Genomic DNA, 24,310 nt, shown 5'->3' with positions numbered 1-24,310 from the left:
TTTCCGGTCAGGTCTCGCGGTCGACGAGATTGAGGGGCCATGCCTCGTCCGGGATGTCACGCAGGGTGCATGCCTGGTCGGTCGCAGTGAACCAGCCGCGGAAATGCAAGATCTCACCGATCACTGGGTTGCGGACCGTCGCATCGCACCGGAACCGTTGCCGCGACTCGTCCCACCCTTCGATGTACTTCATCTGGGTGGCGAACATACCCTTCATGCCGATCTTCGGGCCACGTCCGAGCCACCGCATCGGACCACTCTCCAGCAGCAGCTCGCCCGCGGCGGTGACCGACGGCTCGATGGGATAGAGCAACTCGGGACCATCACCGAAATAGTCGACGAGGCCGCCCCGACCGGACACCAGCAGCGAGTTCAGGTTCCGCGTGCCGTTGGTGTACTGGAATGCACGCAGCACGGCGAGACATTCACGCTCCAACTCGTCGACGTAGCAGTAGTGACCTTGCGTGAACGGCACCATCCGACTGCTCTTGGGTGGCAGGGCATTACGTTTCGCGTAGTGCCAGAAGAACGGCGGCGGGAGCGCGGAGGTCACATACACCGATTCATAGATCCCGGTGGCCACCTGCGCCACACCCGACGTCGAGTCGATGCTGTAGCGCCACGCCACGTTGGGGTGCAGGCGGTCGAAGTCCGAGCCCAGGATCTGCCGGTACACCGGCGCCATGACGTCACCCTCCCCGAATCACCTGCGCATCGCCGTCTCCATCCGACGACACCTCGTGCCATTGGGGAAAGAACCTACGCGATGACAGTGGTCCCGGTCACGTCGGGCCTGGACTATCGCCCTGCCGCACTGTCGCACAGTCGGGCCAGTTCGTCGATCACCCGATCCAGTGGTTCGACGCTGCGCTGGGTCTGACAGAGCCCGACTGCCCCCTCGATGGCGGCGATGATCAACTGCGCCAGGGAGTCCGCCCGATCCGCCTCTACACCCTCGTGCACCAGACGGGCGGCGATCTGCCGGGTCCAGCGACCGAAGATCTCCTCGGCCTCGTCGGCGACCTCGGGCTCCGAACGGCGCGCCAGCCCGCCGGCCAGGACCGGGCACCCGAATTCGAAATCGGTGGTGACCAGCATTCGCCGCCAGATGTCGCCGATCTCGCCGACGGCCGCAGCAGGTGTCGCCGACCGCTCACGGCTGATCCGATGCGAGATGAAATCGCCCGCGTGACGCACCGCCTCGGTCATCAGCTGCGTCTTGCCACCCGGGAAGTGGTGATAGATGGAACCGCGCGGCGCCGAGCTGGCGGCGATGACGTCACCGATCGACGTCGCGGCCACCCCGTCGCGGCCGATCAGATCGGCGGCGTGCACCACCATCCGTTCCCGTGGCCCCCGGCCGGCCGATGCCTCAGCAGGCACCGACGTCGAGTCGGTTGTCATCGCTCACACTCCCTCGACTATGCAGGCCTTCATAATCGGACGCTTCTATGCAACCATACATAATCATGACGACCACCTCGCAGACTTCGCCGGAAGCCGCAACCGCCACCGATCCGCTCTCGATGTCGGGACTCGACCTGCTCCGCGCGTGGCAGTCCGATCCCGACCGGGACGCGCGACCCAGCATCGGACGACTCCTCGGGATGGTCCCGAAGCAGATCGACGAGGGCACGGTGACCTTCACGGTGACACCGCAACCCGACTTCGCCAACCCGCTCGGCACGGTGCACGGCGGAATCTGCGCGACCTTGCTCGATTCCGTTATGGGGTGCGCGGTGCACACCACGCTGCCCGCGGGCGTCGGCTACACGACGCTGGAACTGAAGATCAATTACATCCGGGCGGTCGCGACCGACGCAGGTGAGCTGACCGCGACCGGCACCGTGATCCATGCCGGTGGACGCACCGCGACCGCCGAAGGCAAAGTGTTCTCCCACGACGGCAAACTCGTCGCACACGGCACGACCACCTGCATCGTCTTTCGCTGAGCATGGGCGGCCGCGGTCGGTGCTAAGCGGTCGGTGCTAAGCGACCGGTCGGTGCGACGCGGTCACTGCTGCGCCGACACTCCGCCGGCCGACGCATCGGTCTCCCCGGCACCGGGCTTCGGTTCGTCCGGGAAGAACACCCGCATCAGCTTGATCCCCACCGCACCCACCACGATCAGAATCCACCCCAGGACGCTGGAAATGGAATCGGTGACGAGCCCGGCGATCCCGACGATCAGGACGAAGACCGGCAGCCAGTCGAACAACCTCGCCACAGAGACGGGCGGTTCGGTGGCGAGGCCCATCTCCGCCATCGCCTTCGGCGGGCCGTAGTCGGGGTAGAACTCGGTGAACGCGATGGCGAACACCGTCGCGCCGATCTGGATGATCCAGCCCGTCCAGAAGTTATCGGACGTGTCCAGGACGGCGTCGCCGATCAGACCGGCGATCGCCGACACCCCGAATGCGGCCACCCACGCCCAGGTGATCACATAGTTGGTCCGGACGAAGATCGGTGAGTCCCAGAACTCCTCGGGTGTCTGCTCCTTGGCGTACTCGATGGTGAACGGACGCCGGATCACCACCGAGAAGAGCGCGAACGTCACCAGGGCGATGTTGACGAGTTCACCGCCCCACAGCTCCAGCCAGTCGATCACCGACGACGAGGCAATCAGACCGATCACGCACATCACGCCGAAGAAGACGGCGTCGAACCACTCCAGCAACTTGATCGAGTTGCCCAGACGCCAACTCGCGAAGATCACCAGCAGCGCCAGACCGAGTGCGGCCGACACCGACTCCTCGAAGCGGCCCGGTCCACTGAACAACGCCATCACGATCCACGGGGCGAGGCCCGACAGTGGCGAGTTCACGAACGCACGCACCAACGATGCGCCTCTGCGACGCGGAACCGACCCGGCTCCGGATGAGGATGTCACATCGCGAATATTATTGCGGCCGGTCCGCCTACGCGGCACATTCGCGTGGTTTGGCTGCCGCCGTTGCCGGGTCAGTCGGCGTCGAGGTAGCGCTCACGCAGCGCGTGCTGAGCGGCAGCGTCCACCCCGAGACCGTCGGCGAAGTAGTTCTCGATGTTCCCGAACCGATCCTGCAGTTCGGCGAACGCGGCGTCGAGGTAGGCCGCCTGCACCCCGAGCAGTGGACGCAGCAGGTCGGGATCGCCACCGGCGGCCTCGAAACCATCGAAGACATGCCCGATGGCCGGCAGGAACATATCGTTGGTGAGCAGGTAGTCCTCGTAGACCGCGTCCCGCGACACCCCGAGGAGTGTCAGGAATGATGCTGCGGCCCAGCCGGTCCGGTCCTTGCCGGCGGTGCAGTGGAACAGCGCCGGCGACCCTTCGAGGAGACCGGTGAACAGGGTCCGGTAGGAGCGCAGGGCACTGGGCAGGTTCACCAGTTCCCGGTAGGCCCCCAGCATGTGTTCGACACCGCTACCGTCGGCGAGTTTCTCATTGGCCGCGGCCACGGTCTCCGGGTCGGAGAGCACCTTGTCCAGGTTGTCGGGAGCACTCACCGTCTCGGCGTCGGCCAGAACGTCGAGGTGCACTCCGGCCACACCGTCGAGAACCAGATCAGGTTCCGCCTCGGATTCGGCCACCGAGCGCAGATCGTAGATCGTGCGGATGCCGAGCCCGGCCAGAAAGGCGCGATCGGTCTCCGAGGCGTCGTGCAGGGCGGCGGATCGATAGACGCGGCCAGACGTCACGCGCCGGCCATCGACGCCCTCCCAGCCGCCGAGGTCGCGAAAGTTGGCGACGGTGGTGAGATCGAGGCGGTCGACACTGTGTTCGGTCATCGTCTCATCGTCGCAGACCCGCGTGAACACGCGCAGACTACAACGGGTACTCCGCGACCCGGTCCACGTAGAGCGACCCGGTCGGGAAGGTGACGCCGCCGTAGTTGTCCAATTGGAGTGCGAGGTGCATGGCTCGCGGTGGCAGGCGGTTGACGTCGGAACTTCGCGCCCACTCGACGCCGTCGAGGAACACGGCGATGTGGGTCGGGGTCCATTCGACGGCCCAGTTGTGCCATGCGGTGGCGTCCACCGACCGCGTGTGCCGTTCCAGGTTGTCACTGTTGCCCCAGTGCAGGTTGTAGTCCACGCTGTCACGCAGCGGATACGGGATCTCCATGAAGTTGACCTCCCCTCCTGCGGGCCAGTCCTCCGCGTCGGGCCACAGCAGTGCGTTGGGCGTCCACGCCGTGGAGGCCACCGTGGACCGGGCGCAGATCTCCCACCGGCCGTGAAGCCGGCCACCCCAGCGCGGGGTGACGCCACCGCTGTTGCCGGCGAGGTCGGCGCTGATCACCAGTGCGCCGTCGGACACCGTCACCGCATCCGGGGTACGCCGACCATTACCCGCATGACCGACACCCTCATATCGGTGCCAATTGTCGAGCGAGGCAGCGCTGGTGAAGTCGTCGGAGTGATCCGGGCTGCCCCACCCCTGGGTCTGGGCGGCCGTCGTGGTGCAGGTACCCGAACCACCGAGCGACCCGGTGAACGGAAATGCGTGGGCAGACCCCGATCCCACCGCCGCGCACATCGAGGCGAACAGGAGGGCAACGGTACCGCCGACCGCGACCCGAATCCGCAGACGAAAAGTTAGGTTAGGCATACCGGAGAACGTAGCAGGGCCGATTTCGCCGTGGGGCATCGCCGCCGAAACCCAACGATCGTTGAGACCGATTGTGGGGCAGGCACACCGAGTCACGGTCGGCACCTCCCTGCACTCGACGCCACGGCGGCCCGAATGATCGACAGACCGACCGGGCACGCCGAAGGCCGGCCACCCTGTCGGGTGACCGGCCTTCGGTTGTTCGCTACGAAACGAGAGCTGGACTCAGAAGCCCATTCCGCCCATCTCGTCGCCGCCCGGCATGGCCGGGGCCGGGTTCTTCTCCGGCTTGTCGGCGACGACGGCCTCGGTGGTGAGGAAAAGCGCCGCGATCGAAGCTGCGTTCTGCAGCGCCGATCGGGTGACCTTCACCGGGTCGTTGATGCCGGCGGCCAGCAGGTCCTCGTACGCGCCGGTGGCGGCGTTGAGGCCGGTGCCCTTCGGCGAGTTGAGGATCTTGTCGGCGACGACGCCGGGCTCGAGACCCGCGTTGATCGCGATCTGCTTGGCCGGGGCCGACAGCGCAACCTTGACGATGTTGGCGCCGGTGGCCTCGTCACCGGTGAGCGAGATGCCCTCGATGGCCGATTCGGACTGCAGCAGGGCCACGCCACCGCCGGCGACGATGCCCTCTTCGACGGCAGCCTTCGCGTTGCGCACGGCGTCCTCGATGCGGTGCTTGCGCTCCTTGAGCTCGACCTCGGTGGCCGCGCCCGCCTTGATGACCGCAACACCGCCGGCCAGCTTGGCCAGACGCTCCTGCAGCTTCTCGCGGTCGTAGTCGGAGTCGCTGTTCTCGATCTCGCTGCGGATCTGCGCCACGCGACCGGCGATCGCGTCGGCATCGCCCGACCCGTCGACGATGGTGGTCTCGTCCTTGGTCACGACGACCTTGCGAGCGGTGCCGAGCAGCTCGATGCCGGCGCTCTCCAGCGACAGGCCGACCTCTTCGCTGATGACCTCGCCACCGGTGAGGATGGCGATGTCGGCCAGCATGGCCTTGCGACGGTCACCGAAGCCCGGGGCCTTGACGGCGACGGACTTGAAGGTGCCGCGGATCTTGTTGACGACCAGGGTCGACAGGGCTTCGCCCTCGACGTCCTCGGCGATGATCAGCAGCGGCTTGCCGGCCTGGATGACCTTCTCCAGCAGCGGCAGCAGATCCTTGACGGTCGAGACCTTGCCCGACACGAGCAGGATGTACGGGTCCTCGAGGACCGCTTCCTGACGATCGGCGTCGGTGACGAAGTAGCCCGAGATGTAGCCCTTGTCGAAGCGCATGCCCTCGGTGAGCTCGAGCTGCAGGCCGAAGGTCTGAGCCTCCTCGACCGTGATGACGCCTTCCTTGCCGACCTTGTCCATTGCCTCGGCGATGAGCTCGCCGATGGACGGGTCGCCGGCCGAGATGCCCGCGGTGGCAGCGATCTGTTCCTTGGTCTCGACCTCCTTGGCGCTCTTGAGCAGCGACTCGGTGACGGCCTCGGTGGCCTTCTCGATGCCGCGCTTCAGACCCATCGGGTTGGCGCCGGCAGCGACGTTGCGCAGGCCCTCACGCACGAGAGCCTGGGCGAGAACGGTGGCGGTGGTGGTGCCGTCGCCTGCGACATCGTCGGTCTTCTTGGCGACTTCCTTGACGAGCTCGGCGCCGATCTTCTCGTAGGGATCCTCGAGCTCGATCTCCTTGGCGATGGACACACCGTCGTTGGTGATGGTGGGGGCGCCCCACTTCTTCTCCAGGACGACGTTGCGGCCCTTGGGGCCCAACGTCACCTTGACTGCGTCGGCGAGGCTGTTGAGGCCACGCTCGAGACCGCGGCGGGCCTCTTCGTCGAACGCGATTTGCTTGGCCATGGGTAAGTGATCCTCCGATAGGGGGTGACACCAGGTATCTATGGCCGGACTCGGTGCCCGCGACGGACGACCGGTGTGTCATTCGGAACCGATCTCACCGTCCCGACCTGGCACTCACTGCTTGCGAGTGCCAAAGACCGTTTTAGCACTCGGGCAGGGCGAGTGCAAGGCCGGCGACCTCTCGGGCCGAGCGGCCAGAGATGCCCCTGACCTTCTGCGACACAACCGCACGGTCGACATGACGCCGCGCACGTCGCGACATGCGCGCCAACGCGACGGGTGCGCGGAACCAGGGCGGCACCGCTCACTTGCGCAGCAACCGGACCAACACACCGGCGGCATGCGCCTTCGCGGCGCGCTCGGCCTCGTCGGCGTCCCCCGCTTCCAGCGCGCCGACGATGCGCCGGTGCTCGGCCACCGCGAGCCGCCGGTTGACGTCGTGGCTCCACATGTCCGACCGATACAGATGTGTCTGTGTGTCCAGGCGGAACAGGGCGTCACACAAGGGTTTGTTACCTGAGTGGGCGCGCACCGCGGTGTGGAAGTCCAGGTCCAGATCGGCATCGCGACGATGATCGGCCGGGGTCTGCAGATAGGACTCCTGCTCGCGGACCCGTTCCCACAGCTCACCGAGGTCGGCAAGGGTCACCCGGGTGGTCGCCTCCCGGGCTGCGAGACCGTCGAGCACCTCGCGTACCTGGAAGACGTGGCGCAGCATGTCGTCGTCGAGGTGGGCCACCTTCGCCCCCGCGCGCGGTGTGTAGACCGCCAGTCCGTCGACGACGAGTTGTTGCACCGCCTCACGCACGGGGCTCCGCGACACCTCCAGCCGAGCCGCGAGGCCGGGCACCGACAGGGAGGTGCCCGCTTCCAACGTTCCGGAGAAGATCTCGTCGCGCAGCTGGCGCAGTACTGCCTGCGTCAACAGCGCACCGTCGGCGCCGGGTGACCGCAGCGCCTGCAGGCTGTCGGGGATGCTCATGTTCTGTCCGTGGTGGTCGATGCGTCGATTGTGACTGATCGGCGGTGGATGCCGGTCATCGTGCGGCCATCACGCGCTGCGCTTCGCGGTCGGCGAACTCCGGGGCCACCCCCGACTTCATCCCGGCGAGTTTGGCGTCGATGTTCTCGGCGACGGTGATCGGCGGATACCCGGGACGCTCGGCGCTCGCGCAACCGGGCAGCGTCTCGATGAGCGCGTCGTGGTTGCCGTCGAAGAAGAAGGCCGCCGACCGCCGAATGATGATGCGGCCGTCGACAACGGGTGGGTCGACGCGATGTACCGTCGAACGCCACCGGTCGTTGGTCCAGCGGGCCATCGCGTCGCCGAGGTTCACCAACAGCGCGCCGTCGGCGGGCTGCACGTCATGCCAGTCGCCATCCGCGCCGAGAACCTGGAGACCGGGTACCTGATCGGCCCACAGCACGGTCAGGATGCCGAAGTCGGTGTGCGCCCCCATGCCGGTGAGTTCGCCGGCGAGTTCGATTTCGCCTTCGGGCAGCGTGTAATTGTTCATCTTGAGAGCGTCGATGGAGTGATCGGTCAGCTCGTCGAAGTACCCCTCCGGCAGCCCGAGCGCATCGGTGCAGGCGGTCAGCAGGACGCGTGACACCGTGCGCGCCGCGTCGAACCAGGCCTCGACGCCCGGACGGAAAGCGGGTGCTGCGTCGGGCCACGTGTTGGCCGCATAGCTCGAGGCGGGTAGATCCTTCTCGGCATACCATCCGCGGTCGGAACCGACGGTGAACGCCTCGTAGAAATCGTTCATCTGATTGGCCGCTGCGACTCCGAGGCTCATGCTCAGCGACTCACTCTTGGGCGGACTGTAGCCGCGATTCTCGCCGGGCCGGGTGTAGCGCTTCTTCACCTCCAGCGGCAGGGCGTAGAACTCATCGAGCGCCGCGGTCAGACCATCGATGGTGGCGGCGTCGACGCCATGCCCGACAACCTGTACGAACCCGAGTGTGCTGCAGGCGTCGTCGAGTTCGCGGGCGACTCGGGCGCGGTCGGCCGGTGCGCCGGCGGGGTCGACGTAGCTGGAGATGTCGATGGTGGGGACGGTGAACATGTTCTCCTCCTTGGTTTTCGTTGGTTGGCGGCCCTTCGTGACGCTCGGCCAGCGCCTCGCTCCTCAGGGACCAGCGGGACGCTCGCAAGCTCGCTCCTCAGGGCCCGACGTGACGCTCGGGAGCGGGGGTCACCGCCGACGATGGACGAACGCGTTGAGCACGCTGAAGATGCCGAACACGACGATGCCGAACAGCGAGGCGAGCACGATGGCGGCGATGAGGTCATCGGACTGCAGTCGCGCACGGTAGATGTCGAGGAGCGTTCCGATCCCCGGCTCCCCCTTCGCGAAGAACATGTCGCCGATGATCGCGCCGACCACGACGAGTCCCGACGCCGTGCGGAAACCGGTCATCATCGACGGCAGGGCGGACGGGAACTCCAGTTTCGCGAGCCGTTGCGCGGTCGACGCCTTCGACAACGTGAACAATTCGTGCGAGCCCTTGTCCACCGAGACCAGGCCGAAATGAGTGTTGGCGATGATCGGGAAGATCGCGATGATCACGCACACGATGGTGCGCGCCACCATCCCGTAGCCGAACCACAATCCGATCAGCGGAACTATCGCGAGCACCGGGATGACCTGTAGCACAACGGCCCACGGATAGATCGCACGCTCGAAGAAGGAGCCTCGGCTCATCACCACCCCGACGGCCACCCCGATCAGAGCGGCGAAGGCGAATCCGACGACGCTGACCTTCGCGGTGACCCAGAGCGCGTCGAGCATCGGACCCACATGATCGGGGTCGAGCAACGAATTGGTGAGCACCTCGTGCGGCGGTGGCAGCAGGAACCGCCGGGTCGGGCTGAGAATCAGATAACTGACGCAATACCACAGCCCGATCGCGACCGCGAACGACAGTGCCGGTGGAAGACCATAGCGGACAATCGATCTGACCCAGCGCCGACTCCGCTCCGACGTCGAAGTCCGGTCCGGACCCGACGGCGTCGGTGCGGCTGAGGTGGTCGCGGAGCTCGGAGTGTCGGAAGCCGTTGTGCCGGCCATGGGTCCACTCGCTGCCGTCGCGGAGATGGTAGTGGTCATCGGGCGCCTCGCAGGGTCTCGGTGATCTCGGCGACATACTCGACGAATCGGGATTCGTAGCGCAGGTCGGGGTCTCGCGGATAGGGGAAGTCGATACGCAGGTCGGCGACGATGCGCCCGGGCCGGGCCGACATGACGATGACCCGGTTGGCCAGGAACACCGCCTCCGATACCGAGTGGGTGATGAACATGCCGGTGAACCTGCGTTCGGCGTAGAGCCGCTGCAGCTCGGTCTGCATGTCCAGGCGGGTCATCTCGTCGAGCGCTCCGAACGGCTCGTCGAGCAACATCACCTTCGGCTCGGAGGTGAGTGTGCGCGCCAGCGATGCCCGCATCTTCATGCCACCCGACAGCATCCGGGGCAACTGTGCTTCGAATCCGCGCAGGCCCACTGCATCGATGGCCTGTTGGGCACGGGCGCGACGCTCGGACCGCGGGAGGCGGGCGATCTCGGCGCAGAGTTCGACGTTCGCTCGCACCGACCGCCACGACAACAATGTGGGCTCCTGGAAGATGAAGCCCACCGAGTCGGTCGCGAGCGCGACACTACCGTCGGTGGGGCGCTCGAGGCCGGCGGCCATCCGCAGCAGCGTCGACTTGCCACATCCGGACGGACCCACCACCGCGACGAAGTCGCCGTCGGCGATGTCGAGGTCGACCCCGTCGAGAGCCCAGGTGCCCGAGCCGAACTGCTTGGTCACGCCGGACGCCGAGATGACGACGCCCTTGGTGAGGTGCCGCGCATCCGCGTCGTTCATGGTGTCAAAAAGGGTCATGTCCACATCCCTGGATCGGAAGTACATGTAGATGGCGAGCCAGCTGCCGTGTTCGATCATTCGTTACATGTATTTCGGTGTGGTGTCCGCATGTAAACATTGCATGACGAACGGACCCGGTCCACCAGCTTCTATCAGGCACTTCCAGCAGTTCAGCTAGCCTGACGTGCCTTTTCGGCGCACGCCAAAGCCGCTTTCAGCTACATGCATCGACTGGCGAGATCGTCGCCCTCGCCCTAGCTTTACATGTAGATCGCAGAACGCGACATTCTCGGCATCAGCCCTCAGGAGTTCTCATGACCACACGTGATCTGTTCGCCGCGCGCCGCACACGCGCCCTCGCCGTGGTGACCGCCGCACTGTGCGCCGCCGCGCTCGCCGGCTGCGGCAGTGACGACAGCACCGATTCCGCCGCGACCGGCAGCTTGGCGCCGGCATCGGCGGAGACGAGCCTCGCCGAGGTCTGCCCCGAGAACGTCGTGGTGCAGCTGCAGTGGCAGCCGCAGTCCGACATGGCGGGCGTCATCGGGCTGCTCGGACCCGGCTATCAGGTGGACACCGACACGAAGTCGGTGTCCGGCCCGTTGGCCTTCGACGGGCAGGACACCGGCGTCGACATCACCCTGCGTGCCGGCGGTCCGGCCATCGGCTTCCAGTCGGTCCCGTCGGCGATGTACGCCGACGACTCGATCGACCTCGGCCTCGTCCACGGCGACCAGCTGATCGCCGCGGCCACGGATCAGCGCGTCGTGGGTGTGACGCCACTGCTGCAGTACAACCCGTCGATCCTGATGTGGGATCCGGAGACCCACCCGGACCAGAAGACCATCGCCGACATCGGGAAAACCGACGAGACCGTGGTGGTCAGCAAGGACCAGATCTTCCCGCAATGGCTGGTCGCGAAGGGACTACTGAAACAAAGCCAGCTCGACACCAGCTACGACGGTGCGCCGGCCCGCTTCGTCGGCGATCCCAGCATCTCCCAGCAGGGTTTCGCCAACTCCGAGCCCTACACCTATGAGCACGAGACGCCGTCGTGGGACAAGCCGATCGCCTACGCGATGGTGAAGGACGCCGGGTACGACGTATATGCCTCCAACGTGTCGGTGCGCGCCGACAGGCTCGACAGCCTCACCCCGTGCCTGCAGAAACTCGTCCCGATGATCCAGCAGACCGGCAAGGACTACGTTGCCGCGCCGGACGCGATCAACGCGACGATCGTCGACTGGGTGTCTTAGGACGTCGGCTTCACCCCATACAGCGAGGGTGAAGCCGCGTACTCGGCGGCGCTGCTGAAGGACAAGGCCGTCATCGCACCCGGCTCCGACGGTGTGTGGGGTAGCTACGACATGGCCAAGGCCCAGTCGATCATCGACGACCTCACGCCGATCCTGAACGAGAGCGGCGCCGGCCTGCCCACAGATCTGCCCGCCGATCAGCTGTTCACCACGGAGTTCATCAGCGATCAGGTGCGTTGATCCGCGCCGAGCCGCGCACAGGCGCCGACGGCCACCCGAACGCAGCGGGTGGCCGTCGGTGTCTGCCGTCATTCATGACGTCGACGTCCGGCATGTCGGTTTCGGCGTGAGGAAGATAGGGTCGGCCGCGTGGAGTTCTTGCTGATCATCATCGTGGCCCTGCTGCTGATCATTACGGTGGTCGTGGTGTTCAACTTCCTGGGCAGCCGTAAGGCGAGACGGGCCGAGACCGATGCCCTCAAGCAGCGCGCCTACGGTCCCAAGGACCCGTTCTCGACCGCCGACGACGATGCGGTCCGCGGCGATCCTCGGCAACTCAAGCCCGGCGACCTGGTGGAACTGCGCGGTGAGACGTTCGCGGTACGCGGGACGCTGCGGTTGTCGCAGAGCGGATTCGAGTGGACCGAGAACTTCCTCGACACCGGGACCGGCCGCAAGGCCTGGCTCTCCGTCGAAGACGACCCCGACCTCGAGGTCGTGCTGTGGCACGAACTGACCGGCGTCACCCTCACCCCCGGACCGGATGCGCTCGAACTCGACGGGCGGCGCTATCACTCTGACGAGGCAGGGTCGGCCGAGTTCTCCTCGACCGGCACCACCGGCCTGAACCAGCGCGGATCGATGCGGTACCACGATTACGAAGCCGGCGGCGAACGCCTGTCCTTCGAGGATTTCGGCTCCGGCTGGGAGAGCGCCCGCGGTGAGGTCCTCGCACGCAGCGAGTACCGCATCTACCCGACCGATCCGGCGCCGGGCACATGACGGCCGCGGGACTCACGAGCGGCCACGTGCTGCTCGACGTGCCCTACGCCGACACCAGCGCCGCGCAGCTCGCCTTCTCGCTCACCGCCGATCCGCGAGCGCCGCTGGCCCGATGCGACCACCAATTCGGCTCCCGCACCGTGTCGTTGCGACTCCTCGGCGCCAGTCATCAGATCATCGTCGACGACGGCGACCACCGAATGTGCGAGACAGTCGCGTGCCTGCCCGGGCTCGACGAACCGCTTCCGGGCACAGTCGCCGACGGCACCTATACGTTCACGTCGTCGGTCCGCAAGTGCGATGCCGAACAGATGGCGGCTCTGGTCGACGAACTTCATCACCGCACGGCCGATCACCGCGCCCAGGGCTTGCCGTCGTTGCTGGGCCGCTTTCCCGGGCAGCCGATGGCGGTGACCGCGGCGATCGCCACCACCCGCGGCGACGGCATCGGGTGGCAGACCTGGCACACCTACCCACAGACGGCGGAGGTGGTCACGACCACTGGTGAACTGCGGGACGGCGGGGGCACGCGATGACCTACCCTCCTCCGCCCGGTGGACCCCCACCCCCTGGCGGGCCCCCACCGCCACCGCCCGGCGGCCCGCCACCCGGCGGATTCCGCCCGACCCCCGGATTCGGCGACGACCCTCGCCGCGGCCTGCACCGCACCCGCAACATCATCATCGCGGTGATCGTCATGATCGCAGTGTTCGCGATCGTCGCCACCTGTTCGGTGAAGGCCCTCAACGGGCTCACCGGCGACAACGCCAACGTCCGCAACTACATCACCGCGAATTACCAGCGAGACCCCGCGCTCGACGAGGGCAGCGTCGACGCCTATGTCGCACAAGGCACGCCGTCGTCGGTGGCCTCCGAGTTGAGCGGGGTGGAACAGCCCACCGATCAGCGCGCCGGTGACACTGCGAACACCGAAAACGTCGCGGGCACCGAATTCCTGCAGTATCCGGACTACGTTGTCGGACTGTTCCCGCTCACGGCCGGGACCACCAAGGTCATGCTGAGCAGCGACTACCGATCCGGGTACAACCACTTCCTGCCGTATGTCGGCGGTTTCTGGGTTCCGACACCGAATTTCGGCGGCTCGGGCAGTAGCTACCGCGGCGGCGGCTCAGGAGGCGGCGGCAAATGACCACCAGCTCGACCATCGCACCACCCTCGAATCCCCATCCGACGCGCATCACCATCTGAACCGGAGGACACGTGCTCACCGACATCGTCCGAAATGGCTACGCAGCCGCAGCATACGGCGGGACCGGCATGGTCCTCATGCTGGCATCGTTTGCGGTCATCGACGCCATGACCCCCGGAAACCTGCGGCACCTGCTGTGGGCCGACCGCAACCGCAATGCCGGAATACTGGTCGGCTCCAACGCCTTCGCCGTCGCCATCATCGTCGCGGCGGCGATCGTGGCGAGCGAGGGCCGACTCGTGGAAGGCCTCACCTACACCGTCGTGTACACCGTCATCGGGGTCGCCATCATGACGATCACCTTCTACATCATCGACCTGTTCACGCCCGGCAAGCTCGGCGAGCTGGTCGTCCACCCGGACAGTCACCCGGCGGTGTGGGTGCACGGTGTCGTGCACATCGCGATCGCGCTGATCGTCGCAGTTTCCATCCTGTAGTCACCTTTCGTCTCGACCATGACCGCCACCGATGACTCCGCGCAGCCCGAGCCCGAGCTGACCGACTTCCCTGTCGCCGACGACGCGGCGCGGCCCTCGGCCCGGTGGTCACGTGCGGCGCTGCTCGCCGTCGTCTTCGTCTGCGCGGCGTGCGGCCTCGTCTACGAGCTCGCGCTTGTGTCGCTGGGCTCGTTCCTGATCGGCAACACCGCGACCCAGGCGTCGATCGTGTTGGCGGTGATGGTGTTCGCGATGGGCATCGGGTCGCTGGCCGCCAAACCCCTGCAGTCGCGGCCGATCGTCACCTTCGCCGCGATCGAACTGGCATTGGCGTTACTCGGCGGCTTGTCGGTGATGGCACTGTATGCGGCGTTCGCCTATCTGGCCCTGTACACGCCCGCGCTGGTGGTGGTCGCGTTTGTGCTGGGCGTGCTGATCGGCGCCGAGATCCCGTTGCTGATGGTGCTGTTGCAGCGCATCCGCCGACAGGACGCCGGCAGCGCAGTCGCCGACATGTTCGCCGTCGACTACATCGGTGCGCTCGTCGGTGGTCTGTGTTTCCCGTTCCTGCTGCTGCCACTGTTCGGGCAACTCGAGGGCGCCCTGGTGGTGGGTCTGGTCAACGCCGCCGCAGGCTCCTTCCTCGTGTTCGGTGTCTTCCGGCACGACCTGTCAGGTCCGGCACGGGCAGTCCTCGGTGTCGCCGCGGTCTCGGTCATCGCTGCACTGATCGCCGGCATGGTGTTCGCCGACCGGTTCGAGGTGACCGCCCGACAGGCGATGTTCCGCGACCCGATCGTCGCCGCTGAGCGAACCCCGTACCAGGACATCGTGATCACCGAGAGAACCACGCCCCTGGGCCCCGACACCCGGCTCTATCTCAACGGCGACCTGCAGTTCTCGTCGATCGACGAGTACCGGTATCACGAGTCGCTGGTGCATCCGGCGATGGCGGGCACACACCAGCGGGTTCTGGTCCTCGGCGGCGGAGACGGCCTGGCACTACGCGAGGTGCTGCGCTACCCCGATGCCTCGGCGACCCTGGTGGAACTCGACCCGGAGATGATTCGGCTCGGCCGAGAGGACGAACGACTGGCACGACTCAACAAGGGGTCGCTGGACGACCCGCGCAGCACCGTCATCACCGCCGATGCCTTCTCCTGGTTGCGCGAGAACTCCGGCGCGTTCGACGTCATTATCGTCGATATGCCCGATCCGGACGAATCGGCAACCGCCAAACTGTATTCCACAGAGTTCTACTCGTTGGTCGGCGCCCATCTCGCCGATGGTGGTCGAGCCGTGATCCAGGCCGGTTCGCCGTACTTCGCTCCGAAGTCGTTCTGGTGCATCGGCGCAACCGCGGCCTCGGCCGGTCTGCGCACGCTGCCTTACCACGTCGACGTCCCCTCGTTCGGCGATTGGGGCTACTTCCTCGCCGGAGACACCGAACCCGAGCTCGCCCTTGACCTGCCGGCGCCCCTTCGCTTCCTCGACCAGGCGGAGCTGACCGCAGCATCGGTGTTCCCCGCAGATCGTCCACCGCTGGACATGCCCCCGTCGACGCTGATGGATCCGCGCATTTTGCGCTATGCGCAGTCGGAGTGGGCGGTCTACTGAGTGACGGCCCTCACGGAGTGTGTGGCAGGGTCTCTGGCGAGCGCGGCGACGTCTGCGCGACCGCCCAGTCAAGGGCATGATCGGCGACCGCCTCCCAACCCGGTTCACCACAGGTCCAGTGCGAACGTCCGGGGAACTCATGGAAGTCCGTGACCGCCCCCGACTTCCGGTACTTGCGGGCGTTGGACTTGTTCACCGCGGCTGGCATGATGTGGTCGGCTCCCCCGGCGATGAACAGCAGTGGCGCACGATCACTCCGGCCGTAATCGACCCACGTCTCCTGATGTCCGGGAAGCAGATTCGCGAACACCCCGTAACGGAACACCCATGCCCCGGGCGCGGGAATCGCATAGCGATCGTAGACGGCCCGCGACTCCGCATCGTCGAGGGTGTTGGTGAACGCGTAATGCCACTGCTCCGGGGTGAACCCGGCGGCCTTGTGGCGGTTGGACCACCGGGTGAGAATCGGCAGCAGCGATTTGACCTGCGATGGCGGCTGAGTGCGCACGCCCTCGGTGGGCGCGGAGTCGATCACCACGCCGGCGGCGCCAAGCCCACGATCGACGAGTAACTGGGTCATGATGCCACCGAACGAGTGCCCCATAAGGATCGGCGGGGTCGGAAGCGCCTCGACCACACCCGCCAGGTGATCGACCGTCTGCGGCACCGTGAGTGTCGCGATCACATCCGGATTCTCACGCAACGCCTCGACCTCGATGTCGAAGCCCGGATAGGCGGGCGTGATCACCCGGTAGCCCTTGGCTTCGTAGTAGGGCACCAGTGTTCCCAGGACCGCGGCGTGACCCACAGGCCATGGATGAGGACGATGGTGTCGGGTGTGGCCATGACAGGCTCCGATCCTGATCGGGGTGCGAGGCGAAGCTCGGTGCGATGTGCGCGCGGCCACCCTACGGCCGAAACTGCCGCCCGATCTGGTCGTGCACGCACAATTGTGTGCTCTGCGTGCGGTGACCGGCATGGCCGGCGATGCTCATCACCCGGCGTTGTCGCGGCGCCACTGTGACGGCGAAACACCGAAGGCCATGCGGAATCGTTTCGCGAAGTGGGTGGGGTCGACGAACCCGTGTGAGCGCGCGACGGCTGGAATGGTGAGATGGCGCCGGGTGATCAGCGCATCGCGGGCGCGTTCGAGCCGCCGCCGGATGATGTAGTCACCGAGTGCGGGGCCGTCGTTCGGCCACTCCGCATACAGCTTTCGGGTAGAGATGCTGTGCTGTGACGCTATGAGACCCGCGCACAGGTCGGCGTCGGTGAGGTGTTCGTCGATATAGAGCTTCACCCGCACGATGAGTTCAGTTGACGGGCTGGGTTCGCCGAACCGGACCGACGTGAGCAACAGGGAACGGATGAGCTGGATCGTCGGCGGTGCCAGGTCGGGCAGCATCATCGGACAGGTCGCTCCGACACCCCCGAGGTGGGTCAGGTGTTCGCCGACGAACGCCGACAGCGGGTTGGCATCGTTCAGCCCGTCGATACCACGTCGGACTGTGTCGACCGGGAGGGTGAGCCAGGACATTGGAAAGTCCAGTACCACAGCGGTTCCCGGACCGAACGCTCGGAAGTCGAGGGGTTCGGACGGGTCGGCGACGGCAAGCACGCAGGGATTCGCCTGCGCAAGATCACGTCCACGCCGCAGAATCCACCGGTCGTTGTCGGGTACCGCGACCAGGATCCGGAGCGCGATACCCGGTAACCGTCGATTGTCGGTCACCGCGATGCCGTCATATCGGACGCGGGTCAACCACATGTCATCCCCCATCGGGGTGACGTATGTGTCCGGCGTGCCGACGCAGTGCCCGCGGGGCGTCGACACGGCGATGTGATCGGCCAATCGCTGTGGCGCCGGGAGCTGACTCACGGGAACATCACCGCTCCGCGGACAGCGCGAGTTGACGCCACATCCTCGGGCTCATCCCGAACGTCGCGCGGAAGCGCCGACTCACATAGGAGGGGTTGGTCAAACCCCAGCGACGGGATATCTCCGCCACCGATCGGTGCCGGGATTCGGGTCGCGCGAGTTCGTCACGGATACCTTCAAGTCGGGAGGAGATGATCCACTGTTCGATGCTGAAGTCCGCCGCGGCGCAGATCGTGAAGAGTCGACGAATCGAGATGCCATGCGCGGCTGCGATCATCGCCGGCGACAGATCGGGTTCGCCGAGGTGGCGACGAACGTAGCCGCGGATGCGAGGCAACAGCACGTCGGCCATCAACCCACGGCCGTACTCGATGTCGTATGCCGACGTCAGCAGCGCACGCGCCACATCGATTGCGACCGCCCCCACGGACTCGGCGGTGCCGGGATCGGCGGTGAGCCGATCCCGGCGTCGGTCATCTGGTCGATGCAGGTGCGCAGCAACGGGTACACCGGGCTGGCGGGCAGCCGGGTCGACGCCGCCCGGACCACGTCGGTCGGCAGGTTCAGGTCGGCGAGCGGAACATATAGCGCGCGTGAACTTCCGCGGCCCGGCCAGGCGTATCGGTAGGGCGAGTTCATGTCGTTGACCATCAGGTCGCGCGGCGCCACCGCACGCTGGCGGCCGTACATCTCGTGGCGTGCTGTGCTGCGTTCCTGAACGGCGATGGCCAGCACATCCGCCGGACTCGACCGCACCTGCCGGGCCGACCTGGACAGATGCACCCCGGTCATCTGGGCGCGGAGGATACTGGCCCGGCCGTAGGTGAACACCTCGATGAACGAGTCGGCTGCGGTCGGTTCGTCGAGGTCCACCGTGGTCGGCCAGGACTGTTCGAGGAATGCCGTTCGGGTGACCTCTTCGCGATCGTTGACCGCAATGTCGGCGGAACGAAACACGATCGCCATGTCTCTCCCTGGGTGACTGGCCGATCCCACAATTGCCACAGCGCTGTGACCAGCAATAATACTGCGTACTTCGACGCCACGCGCAATCTCGGCCAGATCGGTCTCAACCCTCGGCCCGCATCGCCCACCAGGCGTACGGCGTCAGGCCGTAGGTGGTGGTGAAGGCCACGACGAGTGCCGCGAGATCGTGGAATCCGTGCTCACGCGCAAACACCGTATCGGGCTCCGCGGATGCGGACATCAGGTCACGGCGAGCACGCGACAGACGTGCCCCGACGATCCAACGCTGCACGTCGACGTCCTTTTCGGAGGTGATCCGGCGTAGCTCACACTCCGTCACCCCGACCGCGTGCGCGACGGTGGCCACCGTCAGATCGAGATCTGCGATGTGGTCTGCCAGCAGAGCGTCGATCCGGCGCATCAACTCCGACCACCCGTCGCTGCGGGACATCGGCACCCCTGAGCGCGCCTGCTGTCGACCCCTGGGTACGCGTCAGCTACTCACCGCGGTCGCGGCCGACAGGATGATCGCGGTCACCGCGTCCGGCCGCGAAACCAGCGAGGCGTGTGAGGCATCCACCGCGGCGGTGCGTCCGGGTGCCGCACGCGACGCCATGAAGCGTTGCAGCGCGGGCGGGATGACCCGGTCTTGCTGCGAGATCAGATACCAACTCGGCACCGTGGTCCACGAGGGAGCGCCGGACGGTTCGAGGTTGGCCACCAGCGCCGCCGACTTGTGGTGGGCGTACATGTCGGCGGCCACCGCCGGTGAGACGTCCTGGACAAAGATGTCGCGGAAGTACGGTTGGGCGATGTAGCCGTCGATGTTGCGGCCGGCGATTCCGGTCGGGTCGTTCTCGACCAGCTTCACCTGCAGCGCGGGGGGTAGCAACCGACTGCCCGGATAGGTGATCGGATTCAGCAGACCCTGGACGAATTCGCCGGAGGCCGGGGCGAACGCAGCGATGTACACGTTGGCGCGGACGTCGGGATCGTGGGTGTTGGTGATGACGAACCCGCCGTAGGAGTGCCCGACGAGCACGATCGGGCCGGGGATATCGGTGAGCTTCTTCTCCAGCTGCGCGGAGTCATAAGCCGGCGACCGGAGCGGATTGTCGAAGGTCTGCACCGCGTAGCCCTGCCCCCGGAGGTTTGCCGCCACGTCCTTCCACCCCGAGGAGTCGGCGAACGCGCCATGCACGAGCACGATCGTCGGTTTCGGGTTCTGCGCGGACGCGGGCCCCGCTGCCGCGCCCAAGAGGAGTGCCAGTGCGGAGAGGACCAGCGCGGCGCGGGTGATCCAGAGACGCAGATCGGGGCGGAGAGCAGACATCGGCGACCTTTCTCGAAACCGGATGCGATCACCGTAGGGATGGCCCGCCCCCGCCATCTGGTTGCACGGATATGTGCTGAGCGTGCAGCCGGCCTGGTGGTCTCGATGGTCTCAGCGCATCAGGGATGAGAGTGTTGGACCCATGTCCGGACAGCTCGCGGTAGCGCTGGCGGCGGTGGCCGTCCTGGTCGTGGTGATCGCAGTGGTCTTGATCCGCACCCGGCGGGTGGTCTCCACCCCCACTGAACGTGCCGTGCATTTCGCCCTGCAGACGGCATCCCGGGCGGCTCGGTCGTTGCGGACCGGGCTCTCGGCGGAGTCGGCACGCGATGCCGTACCGCACCTGCGGGCCCTGACCGCCGCCGATGCCGTCGCACTCTACGACGCGCACGGCGCACTGTTGGCCCGCGAACCCGACGACGATCCGTTCTGGGACACCCAGTTGGTCGCGGCAGCCGCGGACACCGCCACGATCGCCGACGACGACCAGCGCCGGGTGTTGGTCAACGATCCGTGCGGCACGGAGTCGCCGGTACGCGCACTGGTCGCGGCGCCCCTCGCAGGCGAGGACACCAGTGTCGGGGTGCTGGTGGTCGCCACCACCCACCGTCCCGGGCCCGGCATGCTCGGCGCGGTCGGCGAGGTCGCCCGGTACGTATCCAGTCAGATCGAGCTCGCCGAACTCGAGGCGTCCCGGGCACGGCTCGATCGCGCCGAGGTGTTGGCGTTGCGAGCACAGATCAGTCCACACTTCATCTACAACGCGCTCAACACGATCGCATCGTTCGTGCGCACCGACCCCGACCGCGCCCGAGAGCTGATCCTGGACTTCGCCGACTTCACCCGCTACTCGTTCCGCGCCGCGGGCGAGTACACCGTCCTCGCCGACGAGCTGCGGAACATCGACCGCTACCTGACCCTCGAGCGCGCCCGGTTCGGGCCGGCGCTGGACGTGAAGCTGCAGGTGGCGCCCGAGGTCCTCAACGTCGTCGTACCGTTTCTCGCACTGCAACCGCTGGTGGAGAACGCCGTTCGCCACGGGCTGGCAGGCAAGGGCGGCGGGACCATCACCATCACCGCGGCCGACGAGGGCGCCGACTGCGTCATCACCATCGAGGACGACGGCGTGGGAATGGATCCGGAGCTGTTGCGGTCCGGCGACATCGACGCGCTCGACGCGCCGTCTGCATCCGGTGAACGCAGCGAATCCGACGGGGCGCACGTGGGGCTGACGAATGTGGACCATCGACTGCGCGCCGCATTCGGCAACGACTACGGTCTAGTGGTCGACACCGGTGTGGGTGCGGGTACGCGGGTCGGCATGCGCGTCCCCAAATTCCGTGCCGGTATCCGCGCGTGACGATCTCGGTGGTGCAAGGAGGTGGCCGATGACCCTCGTCGTCCTCGCCGTCGACGACGAACCGCCGGCGCTCGACGAACTGGCCTACCTGCTCGGACGCCAACCCGAGGTCGGCGAGGTGCATACGGCAGGCGACGCCACGCACGCCCTGCGCGAACTCAGCGAGCGGCGTATCGACGCCATCTTCCTGGACATCAACATGCCCGGTCTGAGCGGTCTGGAACTCGCCGGGGTTTTGCGGCAGTACGCCGAACCCCCGCAGGTGGTGTTCGTGACCGCGCACGACGACAAGGCGGTCGACGCCTTCGACGTCGGTGCCGTCGACTACTTGCTGAAACCACTACGTGAGCAACGACTCGAGCAGGCGATCACACGTGTGCTCGCCGGTCGCGACACCGCGCCACGCACTTCCGATCCGGCGGTTCGCGCCGGCGCCACCGACGAGGTCATCCCGGTGGAGATGTCCGGGGTGACCTCACTGGTTCGCCGCGACAGCATCTCCTGGGTGGAGGCGGTCGGCGACTATGCCCGACTGCACTCCGACACCGGCGCACATCTGGTGCGGATTCCGCTGTCCACGTTAGCCACCCGCTGGCAGGATCACGGATTTCAGCGGGTGCACCGCTCCTATCTGGTGGCGTTGCCGATGGTCACCAGTCTGCGCGCCACCGGGTCGTCGACGGTGGTGGCGGTACGTGCCAACGGCGCCTCGGAGGCCGTCGAGTTGCCGGTGAGCCGACGCCAACTGCGCGAACTCAAGGATCTGCTGATCCGCGATCCCATGCGCCAGTATCGTTCCGACGGCGAGCCATGACCGAACAGCCACCCCGCCGCGAACGGGTCGTGCTGTCACAGCGTCGCAACGCCCGCATGATGCGCACCCGCGTCGAGGTGCAGGAGCAGACCGAGGTGGGTGACGCGCTGGTCCGCGGTTTGATGCGCGCGCAGCTGGGGATCGCGTTGCGGCTGGCAGCGGCCGTGATCGTCGTGATCGTGGCGATCCCGTTGACCGGCACCGTGTTTCCGTGGCTGACCTCGGTCGAGATCCTCGGCGTGCGCCTGAACTGGTTGGTGCTGGTGTTCGCGCTCTATCCGCTGCTCTATGTGGCCGGTCGGATCTATGTGCACTTCGCCGAGCAGGCCGAGCGTGACTTCCTACGGGTCGTCGACGACGAGACCGACCACGAATGAACACCGACGTCGACGCCCTCACCGCGATCGCCCTGGGGCTGGCGGCCATCGCCACCGTCGCCGTTGGCGCCTACGGTGGCCGACTTTCGCGCACCACCTCGGACTTCCTGGTGGCCTCCCGCAGTGTCGGACCGCGATGGAATGCTGCCGCGGTGTCCGGCGAGTACCTCTCGGCCGCATCCTTTCTCGGTGTCGCCGGGCTCGTCGCCAAATATGGGGCCGATGCCCTGTGGTATCCGATCGGATTCACCGCCGGCTATTTGGGGCTGCTGCTGTTCGTCGCCGCTCCGCTGCGCCGATCCGGCGCCTATACCGTGCCCGACTTCGCCGAGTTCCGACTGAACTCCCGCGCCGCACGCCTGACGTCGATGACCGTGGTCGTGGTGGTGTGCGTGCTCTATCTGATCCCGCAGCTGCAAGGTGCCGGGCTGACCCTGAACATCCTGCTCGGCGCACCGGTGTGGGTGGGTGCGGTCGCCGTGGGGGCCATCGTCATCGTCAACGTGGTCGGCGGCGGCATGCGGTCGATCACCTTTGTGCAGGCGTTTCAGTATTGGCTCAAACTGACCGCCATCGCGGTGCCCGCTCTGGTGTTGCTCGGCGTGTTTCTCACCGACCGTGCGGCGTTGGGAGATCCGGTGCCGCCGCGGGTGGATCAGGCGACCACGGTGAATGTCACCACCCCGGTCACGATGACCGTTCCCGAGGTCGACGGTCTACTCATCACGGGCACCCTCGACGGCGCGGACGTCGACGCCGCACCGTTCCCAAGCACCGGTACCCACGAGGTCGGCGCGGGCAGTGTTATCCGACTCGAGGCCGGCGCGGCCACCCCGGTCGTAGATGGTGCGCCGACGACCGGTGAGGGTTGGATCGCCTCGGGCGGCGGGTTGGGTGGACGTCAGCCCCTGTTCGAGGTGTTGTCGCTGATCATCGCCACCTTTCTGGGCACGATGGGTCTGCCGCACGTGCTGGTGCGGTTCTACACCAACCCGGACGGGCGGTCATCGCGACGCACTGCGTTGGCGGTCATCGCGCTGCTGTCGCTGTTCTATCTGTTCCCGACCGTGTTGGGGGTCCTCGCACGCCTGTATGTACCGCAGTTGCTGATCACCGGTACGTCCGATGCCGCGGTGTTGTTGCTGCCCGCTGCCGCCGTCGGGGGGCTGGCCGGGCAGATCCTGGCGGCGTTGGTGGCCGCTGGTGCCATCGCGGCGTTCCTCGCTACCTCGTCGGGGTTGCTGGTCAGCGTCGCAGGCGCGTTGTCCACGGACGTGCTGCGCGGACGAGTGCGCGACTTCCGCATCGCCGCGCTCATCGGCGGTGTCATCCCGATCGGTCTCTCGCTGGCGGCGTCGTCGCTGGAGTTGTCGCGGACGGTCGGGCTGGTGTTCGCCGTCGCCGCATCGACGTTGTGCCCTCTTCTGGTGCTGGGCATCTGGTGGCGCGGGTTGACCGCGCCTGGCGCGGTTGCCGGGCTCATCGTCGGCGGCGTGAGTTCGGGTGCCGCGACCAGCCTGGCGATCGCCGGGGTGGTGCGCAACGACGTGCTCGGCGGTTGGCCTGCGGAGATCATCGGCTATCCGGCCGCAGTTACCGTGCCACTGGCGTTCGCGACGATGATTGCGGTGAGTCTCGCGACCCGTCGCCGGGTGCCCGACGATCTGGCACGGACCTTCGCCCGCATGCACGTGCCGGAGCGGTTGGGCATGGGGATCGAGCGTCTGCCGAGCGAGTAGGCGG

General features: G+C 66.7%; 26 protein-coding genes and 1 pseudogene. 11 read left to right on the top strand and 16 right to left on the bottom strand.

All coding sequences use genetic code 11. From position 1 onward, the window contains the following. Window positions 1-7: 7 nt before the first annotated feature. Together VX037_RS05470 and VX037_RS05465 are read right to left on the bottom strand one after the other, a co-directional pair. Window positions 8-685, bottom strand: a complete 678-nt coding sequence (locus VX037_RS05470; protein WP_266060337.1) for a DUF4166 domain-containing protein — start codon at window positions 683-685, stop codon at window positions 8-10. A 113-nt stretch (window positions 686-798) separates the two neighbouring features. Next, window positions 799-1,404, bottom strand: coding sequence for a TetR/AcrR family transcriptional regulator (locus VX037_RS05465; RefSeq protein WP_235723928.1), 606 nt, complete (start codon window positions 1,402-1,404; stop codon window positions 799-801). A gap of 47 nt (window positions 1,405-1,451) precedes the next feature. Here VX037_RS05465 and VX037_RS05460 point away from each other — a divergent pair, with 47 nt between their 5' ends. Further along, on the top strand, window positions 1,452-1,952 hold the full coding sequence (locus tag VX037_RS05460; RefSeq protein ID WP_235723927.1) for a PaaI family thioesterase: 501 nt from the start codon (window positions 1,452-1,454) through the stop codon (window positions 1,950-1,952). 62 nt (window positions 1,953-2,014) lie between these two features. Here the strand turns inward: VX037_RS05460 and VX037_RS05455 are convergent, their stop codons facing one another. The 8 genes from VX037_RS05455 to VX037_RS05420 form a co-directional block, all read right to left on the bottom strand. Further along, complete coding sequence (locus VX037_RS05455) at window positions 2,015-2,890, bottom strand: hypothetical protein (protein ID WP_235723926.1); 876 nt, start codon at window positions 2,888-2,890, stop codon at window positions 2,015-2,017. A gap of 71 nt (window positions 2,891-2,961) precedes the next feature. Continuing rightward, window positions 2,962-3,771 carry a tyrosine-protein phosphatase gene (locus tag VX037_RS05450; RefSeq protein WP_235723925.1) on the bottom strand — a complete coding sequence of 270 codons (810 nt, stop codon included), beginning with the start codon at window positions 3,769-3,771 and terminating at the stop codon, window positions 2,962-2,964. A 37-nt stretch (window positions 3,772-3,808) separates the two neighbouring features. Continuing rightward, on the bottom strand, window positions 3,809-4,594 hold the full coding sequence (locus tag VX037_RS05445; protein WP_235723924.1) for a glycoside hydrolase family 16 protein: 786 nt from the start codon (window positions 4,592-4,594) through the stop codon (window positions 3,809-3,811). 225 nt (window positions 4,595-4,819) lie between these two features. Then, window positions 4,820-6,445, bottom strand: a complete 1,626-nt coding sequence (groL, locus tag VX037_RS05440) for a chaperonin GroEL (RefSeq protein WP_235723923.1) — start codon at window positions 6,443-6,445, stop codon at window positions 4,820-4,822. Window positions 6,446-6,749: 304 nt separating this feature from the next. Beyond that, window positions 6,750-7,427 carry a GntR family transcriptional regulator gene (locus VX037_RS05435; RefSeq protein ID WP_287015403.1) on the bottom strand — a complete coding sequence of 226 codons (678 nt, stop codon included), beginning with the start codon at window positions 7,425-7,427 and terminating at the stop codon, window positions 6,750-6,752. Between the two features lie 55 nt (window positions 7,428-7,482). Further along, window positions 7,483-8,514: an isopenicillin N synthase family dioxygenase gene (locus VX037_RS05430; RefSeq protein WP_328713520.1), complete on the bottom strand. Its 1,032-nt coding sequence runs from the start codon at window positions 8,512-8,514 to the stop codon at window positions 7,483-7,485. Between the two features lie 129 nt (window positions 8,515-8,643). Next, complete coding sequence (locus VX037_RS05425) at window positions 8,644-9,558, bottom strand: ABC transporter permease (RefSeq protein ID WP_328713519.1); 915 nt, start codon at window positions 9,556-9,558, stop codon at window positions 8,644-8,646. Beyond that, window positions 9,555-10,334 (bottom strand): ABC transporter ATP-binding protein, encoded by a 780-nt coding sequence (locus VX037_RS05420; protein WP_328713518.1) that lies wholly within the window; start codon window positions 10,332-10,334, stop codon window positions 9,555-9,557. The genes VX037_RS05425 and VX037_RS05420 overlap by 4 nt, the downstream gene beginning before the upstream one ends. Window positions 10,335-10,630: 296 nt before the next feature. Here VX037_RS05420 and VX037_RS05415 point away from each other — a divergent pair. The 6 genes and pseudogenes from VX037_RS05415 (at window position 10,631) to VX037_RS05390 (ending at window position 15,838) form a co-directional block, all read left to right on the top strand. Further along, window positions 10,631-11,812: pseudogene (locus VX037_RS05415) on the top strand (nitrate ABC transporter substrate-binding protein). Between the two features lie 129 nt (window positions 11,813-11,941). After that, window positions 11,942-12,574, top strand: a complete 633-nt coding sequence (locus VX037_RS05410; RefSeq protein WP_328713517.1) for a DUF4178 domain-containing protein — start codon at window positions 11,942-11,944, stop codon at window positions 12,572-12,574. Then, window positions 12,571-13,110: a DUF2617 family protein gene (locus tag VX037_RS05405; RefSeq protein ID WP_328713515.1), complete on the top strand. Its 540-nt coding sequence runs from the start codon at window positions 12,571-12,573 to the stop codon at window positions 13,108-13,110. The genes VX037_RS05410 and VX037_RS05405 overlap by 4 nt, the downstream gene beginning before the upstream one ends. Then, window positions 13,107-13,724, top strand: a complete 618-nt coding sequence (locus VX037_RS05400) for a DUF4247 domain-containing protein (RefSeq protein WP_328713513.1) — start codon at window positions 13,107-13,109, stop codon at window positions 13,722-13,724. Before VX037_RS05405 ends, VX037_RS05400 begins: the two co-directional genes overlap by 4 nt. Window positions 13,725-13,795: 71 nt before the next feature. Next, window positions 13,796-14,221, top strand: coding sequence for a DUF350 domain-containing protein (locus VX037_RS05395; protein WP_235723915.1), 426 nt, complete (start codon window positions 13,796-13,798; stop codon window positions 14,219-14,221). A gap of 18 nt (window positions 14,222-14,239) precedes the next feature. Beyond that, window positions 14,240-15,838 (top strand): polyamine aminopropyltransferase, encoded by a 1,599-nt coding sequence (locus tag VX037_RS05390; RefSeq protein ID WP_328713511.1) that lies wholly within the window; start codon window positions 14,240-14,242, stop codon window positions 15,836-15,838. Between the two features lie 10 nt (window positions 15,839-15,848). On the opposite strand, the gene VX037_RS05385 is transcribed toward VX037_RS05390, so the two are convergent. The 6 genes from VX037_RS05385 to VX037_RS05360 form a co-directional block, all read right to left on the bottom strand. Next, complete coding sequence (locus tag VX037_RS05385) at window positions 15,849-16,646, bottom strand: alpha/beta hydrolase (RefSeq protein WP_328713509.1); 798 nt, start codon at window positions 16,644-16,646, stop codon at window positions 15,849-15,851. Window positions 16,647-16,832: 186 nt separating this feature from the next. Next, complete coding sequence (locus VX037_RS05380; RefSeq protein WP_328713508.1) at window positions 16,833-17,717, bottom strand: AraC family transcriptional regulator; 885 nt, start codon at window positions 17,715-17,717, stop codon at window positions 16,833-16,835. 7 nt (window positions 17,718-17,724) lie between these two features. Further along, window positions 17,725-18,144, bottom strand: coding sequence for a helix-turn-helix domain-containing protein (locus tag VX037_RS05375; protein ID WP_328713507.1), 420 nt, complete (start codon window positions 18,142-18,144; stop codon window positions 17,725-17,727). Continuing rightward, the gene (locus VX037_RS05370; protein ID WP_328713506.1) at window positions 18,105-18,683 is read right to left on the bottom strand and encodes a hypothetical protein; all 579 of its coding nucleotides are present in this window, start codon (window positions 18,681-18,683) and stop codon (window positions 18,105-18,107) included. Before VX037_RS05370 ends, VX037_RS05375 begins: the two co-directional genes overlap by 40 nt. A gap of 103 nt (window positions 18,684-18,786) precedes the next feature. Next, entirely contained in the window at window positions 18,787-19,134 is a 348-nt protein-coding gene (locus tag VX037_RS05365; protein WP_328713504.1) for an AraC family transcriptional regulator, read from the bottom strand. A 42-nt stretch (window positions 19,135-19,176) separates the two neighbouring features. Continuing rightward, window positions 19,177-20,016, bottom strand: a complete 840-nt coding sequence (locus VX037_RS05360) for an alpha/beta hydrolase (protein WP_328713502.1) — start codon at window positions 20,014-20,016, stop codon at window positions 19,177-19,179. Between the two features lie 142 nt (window positions 20,017-20,158). Here VX037_RS05360 and VX037_RS05355 point away from each other — a divergent pair, with 142 nt between their 5' ends. Genes VX037_RS05355 through VX037_RS05340 form a run of 4 tightly spaced genes read left to right on the top strand, consistent with a single transcriptional unit; the run spans window position 20,159 to window position 24,306 of the window. Continuing rightward, on the top strand, window positions 20,159-21,376 hold the full coding sequence (locus VX037_RS05355; RefSeq protein WP_266060317.1) for a sensor histidine kinase: 1,218 nt from the start codon (window positions 20,159-20,161) through the stop codon (window positions 21,374-21,376). Window positions 21,377-21,404: 28 nt separating this feature from the next. Beyond that, complete coding sequence (locus VX037_RS05350; RefSeq protein ID WP_328713500.1) at window positions 21,405-22,190, top strand: LytR/AlgR family response regulator transcription factor; 786 nt, start codon at window positions 21,405-21,407, stop codon at window positions 22,188-22,190. After that, window positions 22,187-22,567, top strand: a complete 381-nt coding sequence (locus tag VX037_RS05345) for a hypothetical protein (RefSeq protein WP_266060313.1) — start codon at window positions 22,187-22,189, stop codon at window positions 22,565-22,567. Before VX037_RS05350 ends, VX037_RS05345 begins: the two co-directional genes overlap by 4 nt. Beyond that, window positions 22,564-24,306, top strand: coding sequence for a sodium/solute symporter (locus VX037_RS05340; protein ID WP_328713499.1), 1,743 nt, complete (start codon window positions 22,564-22,566; stop codon window positions 24,304-24,306). Before VX037_RS05345 ends, VX037_RS05340 begins: the two co-directional genes overlap by 4 nt. Window positions 24,307-24,310: the final 4 nt, after the last annotated feature.

It is taken from the genome of Gordonia sp. Z-3 (assembly GCF_036233855.1).
In the GTDB taxonomy this organism is placed as follows: domain Bacteria; phylum Actinomycetota; class Actinomycetes; order Mycobacteriales; family Mycobacteriaceae; genus Gordonia; species Gordonia tangerina.
The sequence above is the reverse complement of the archived record's forward strand: the minus strand, read 5'-3'. Positions and strand labels throughout refer to the sequence as shown.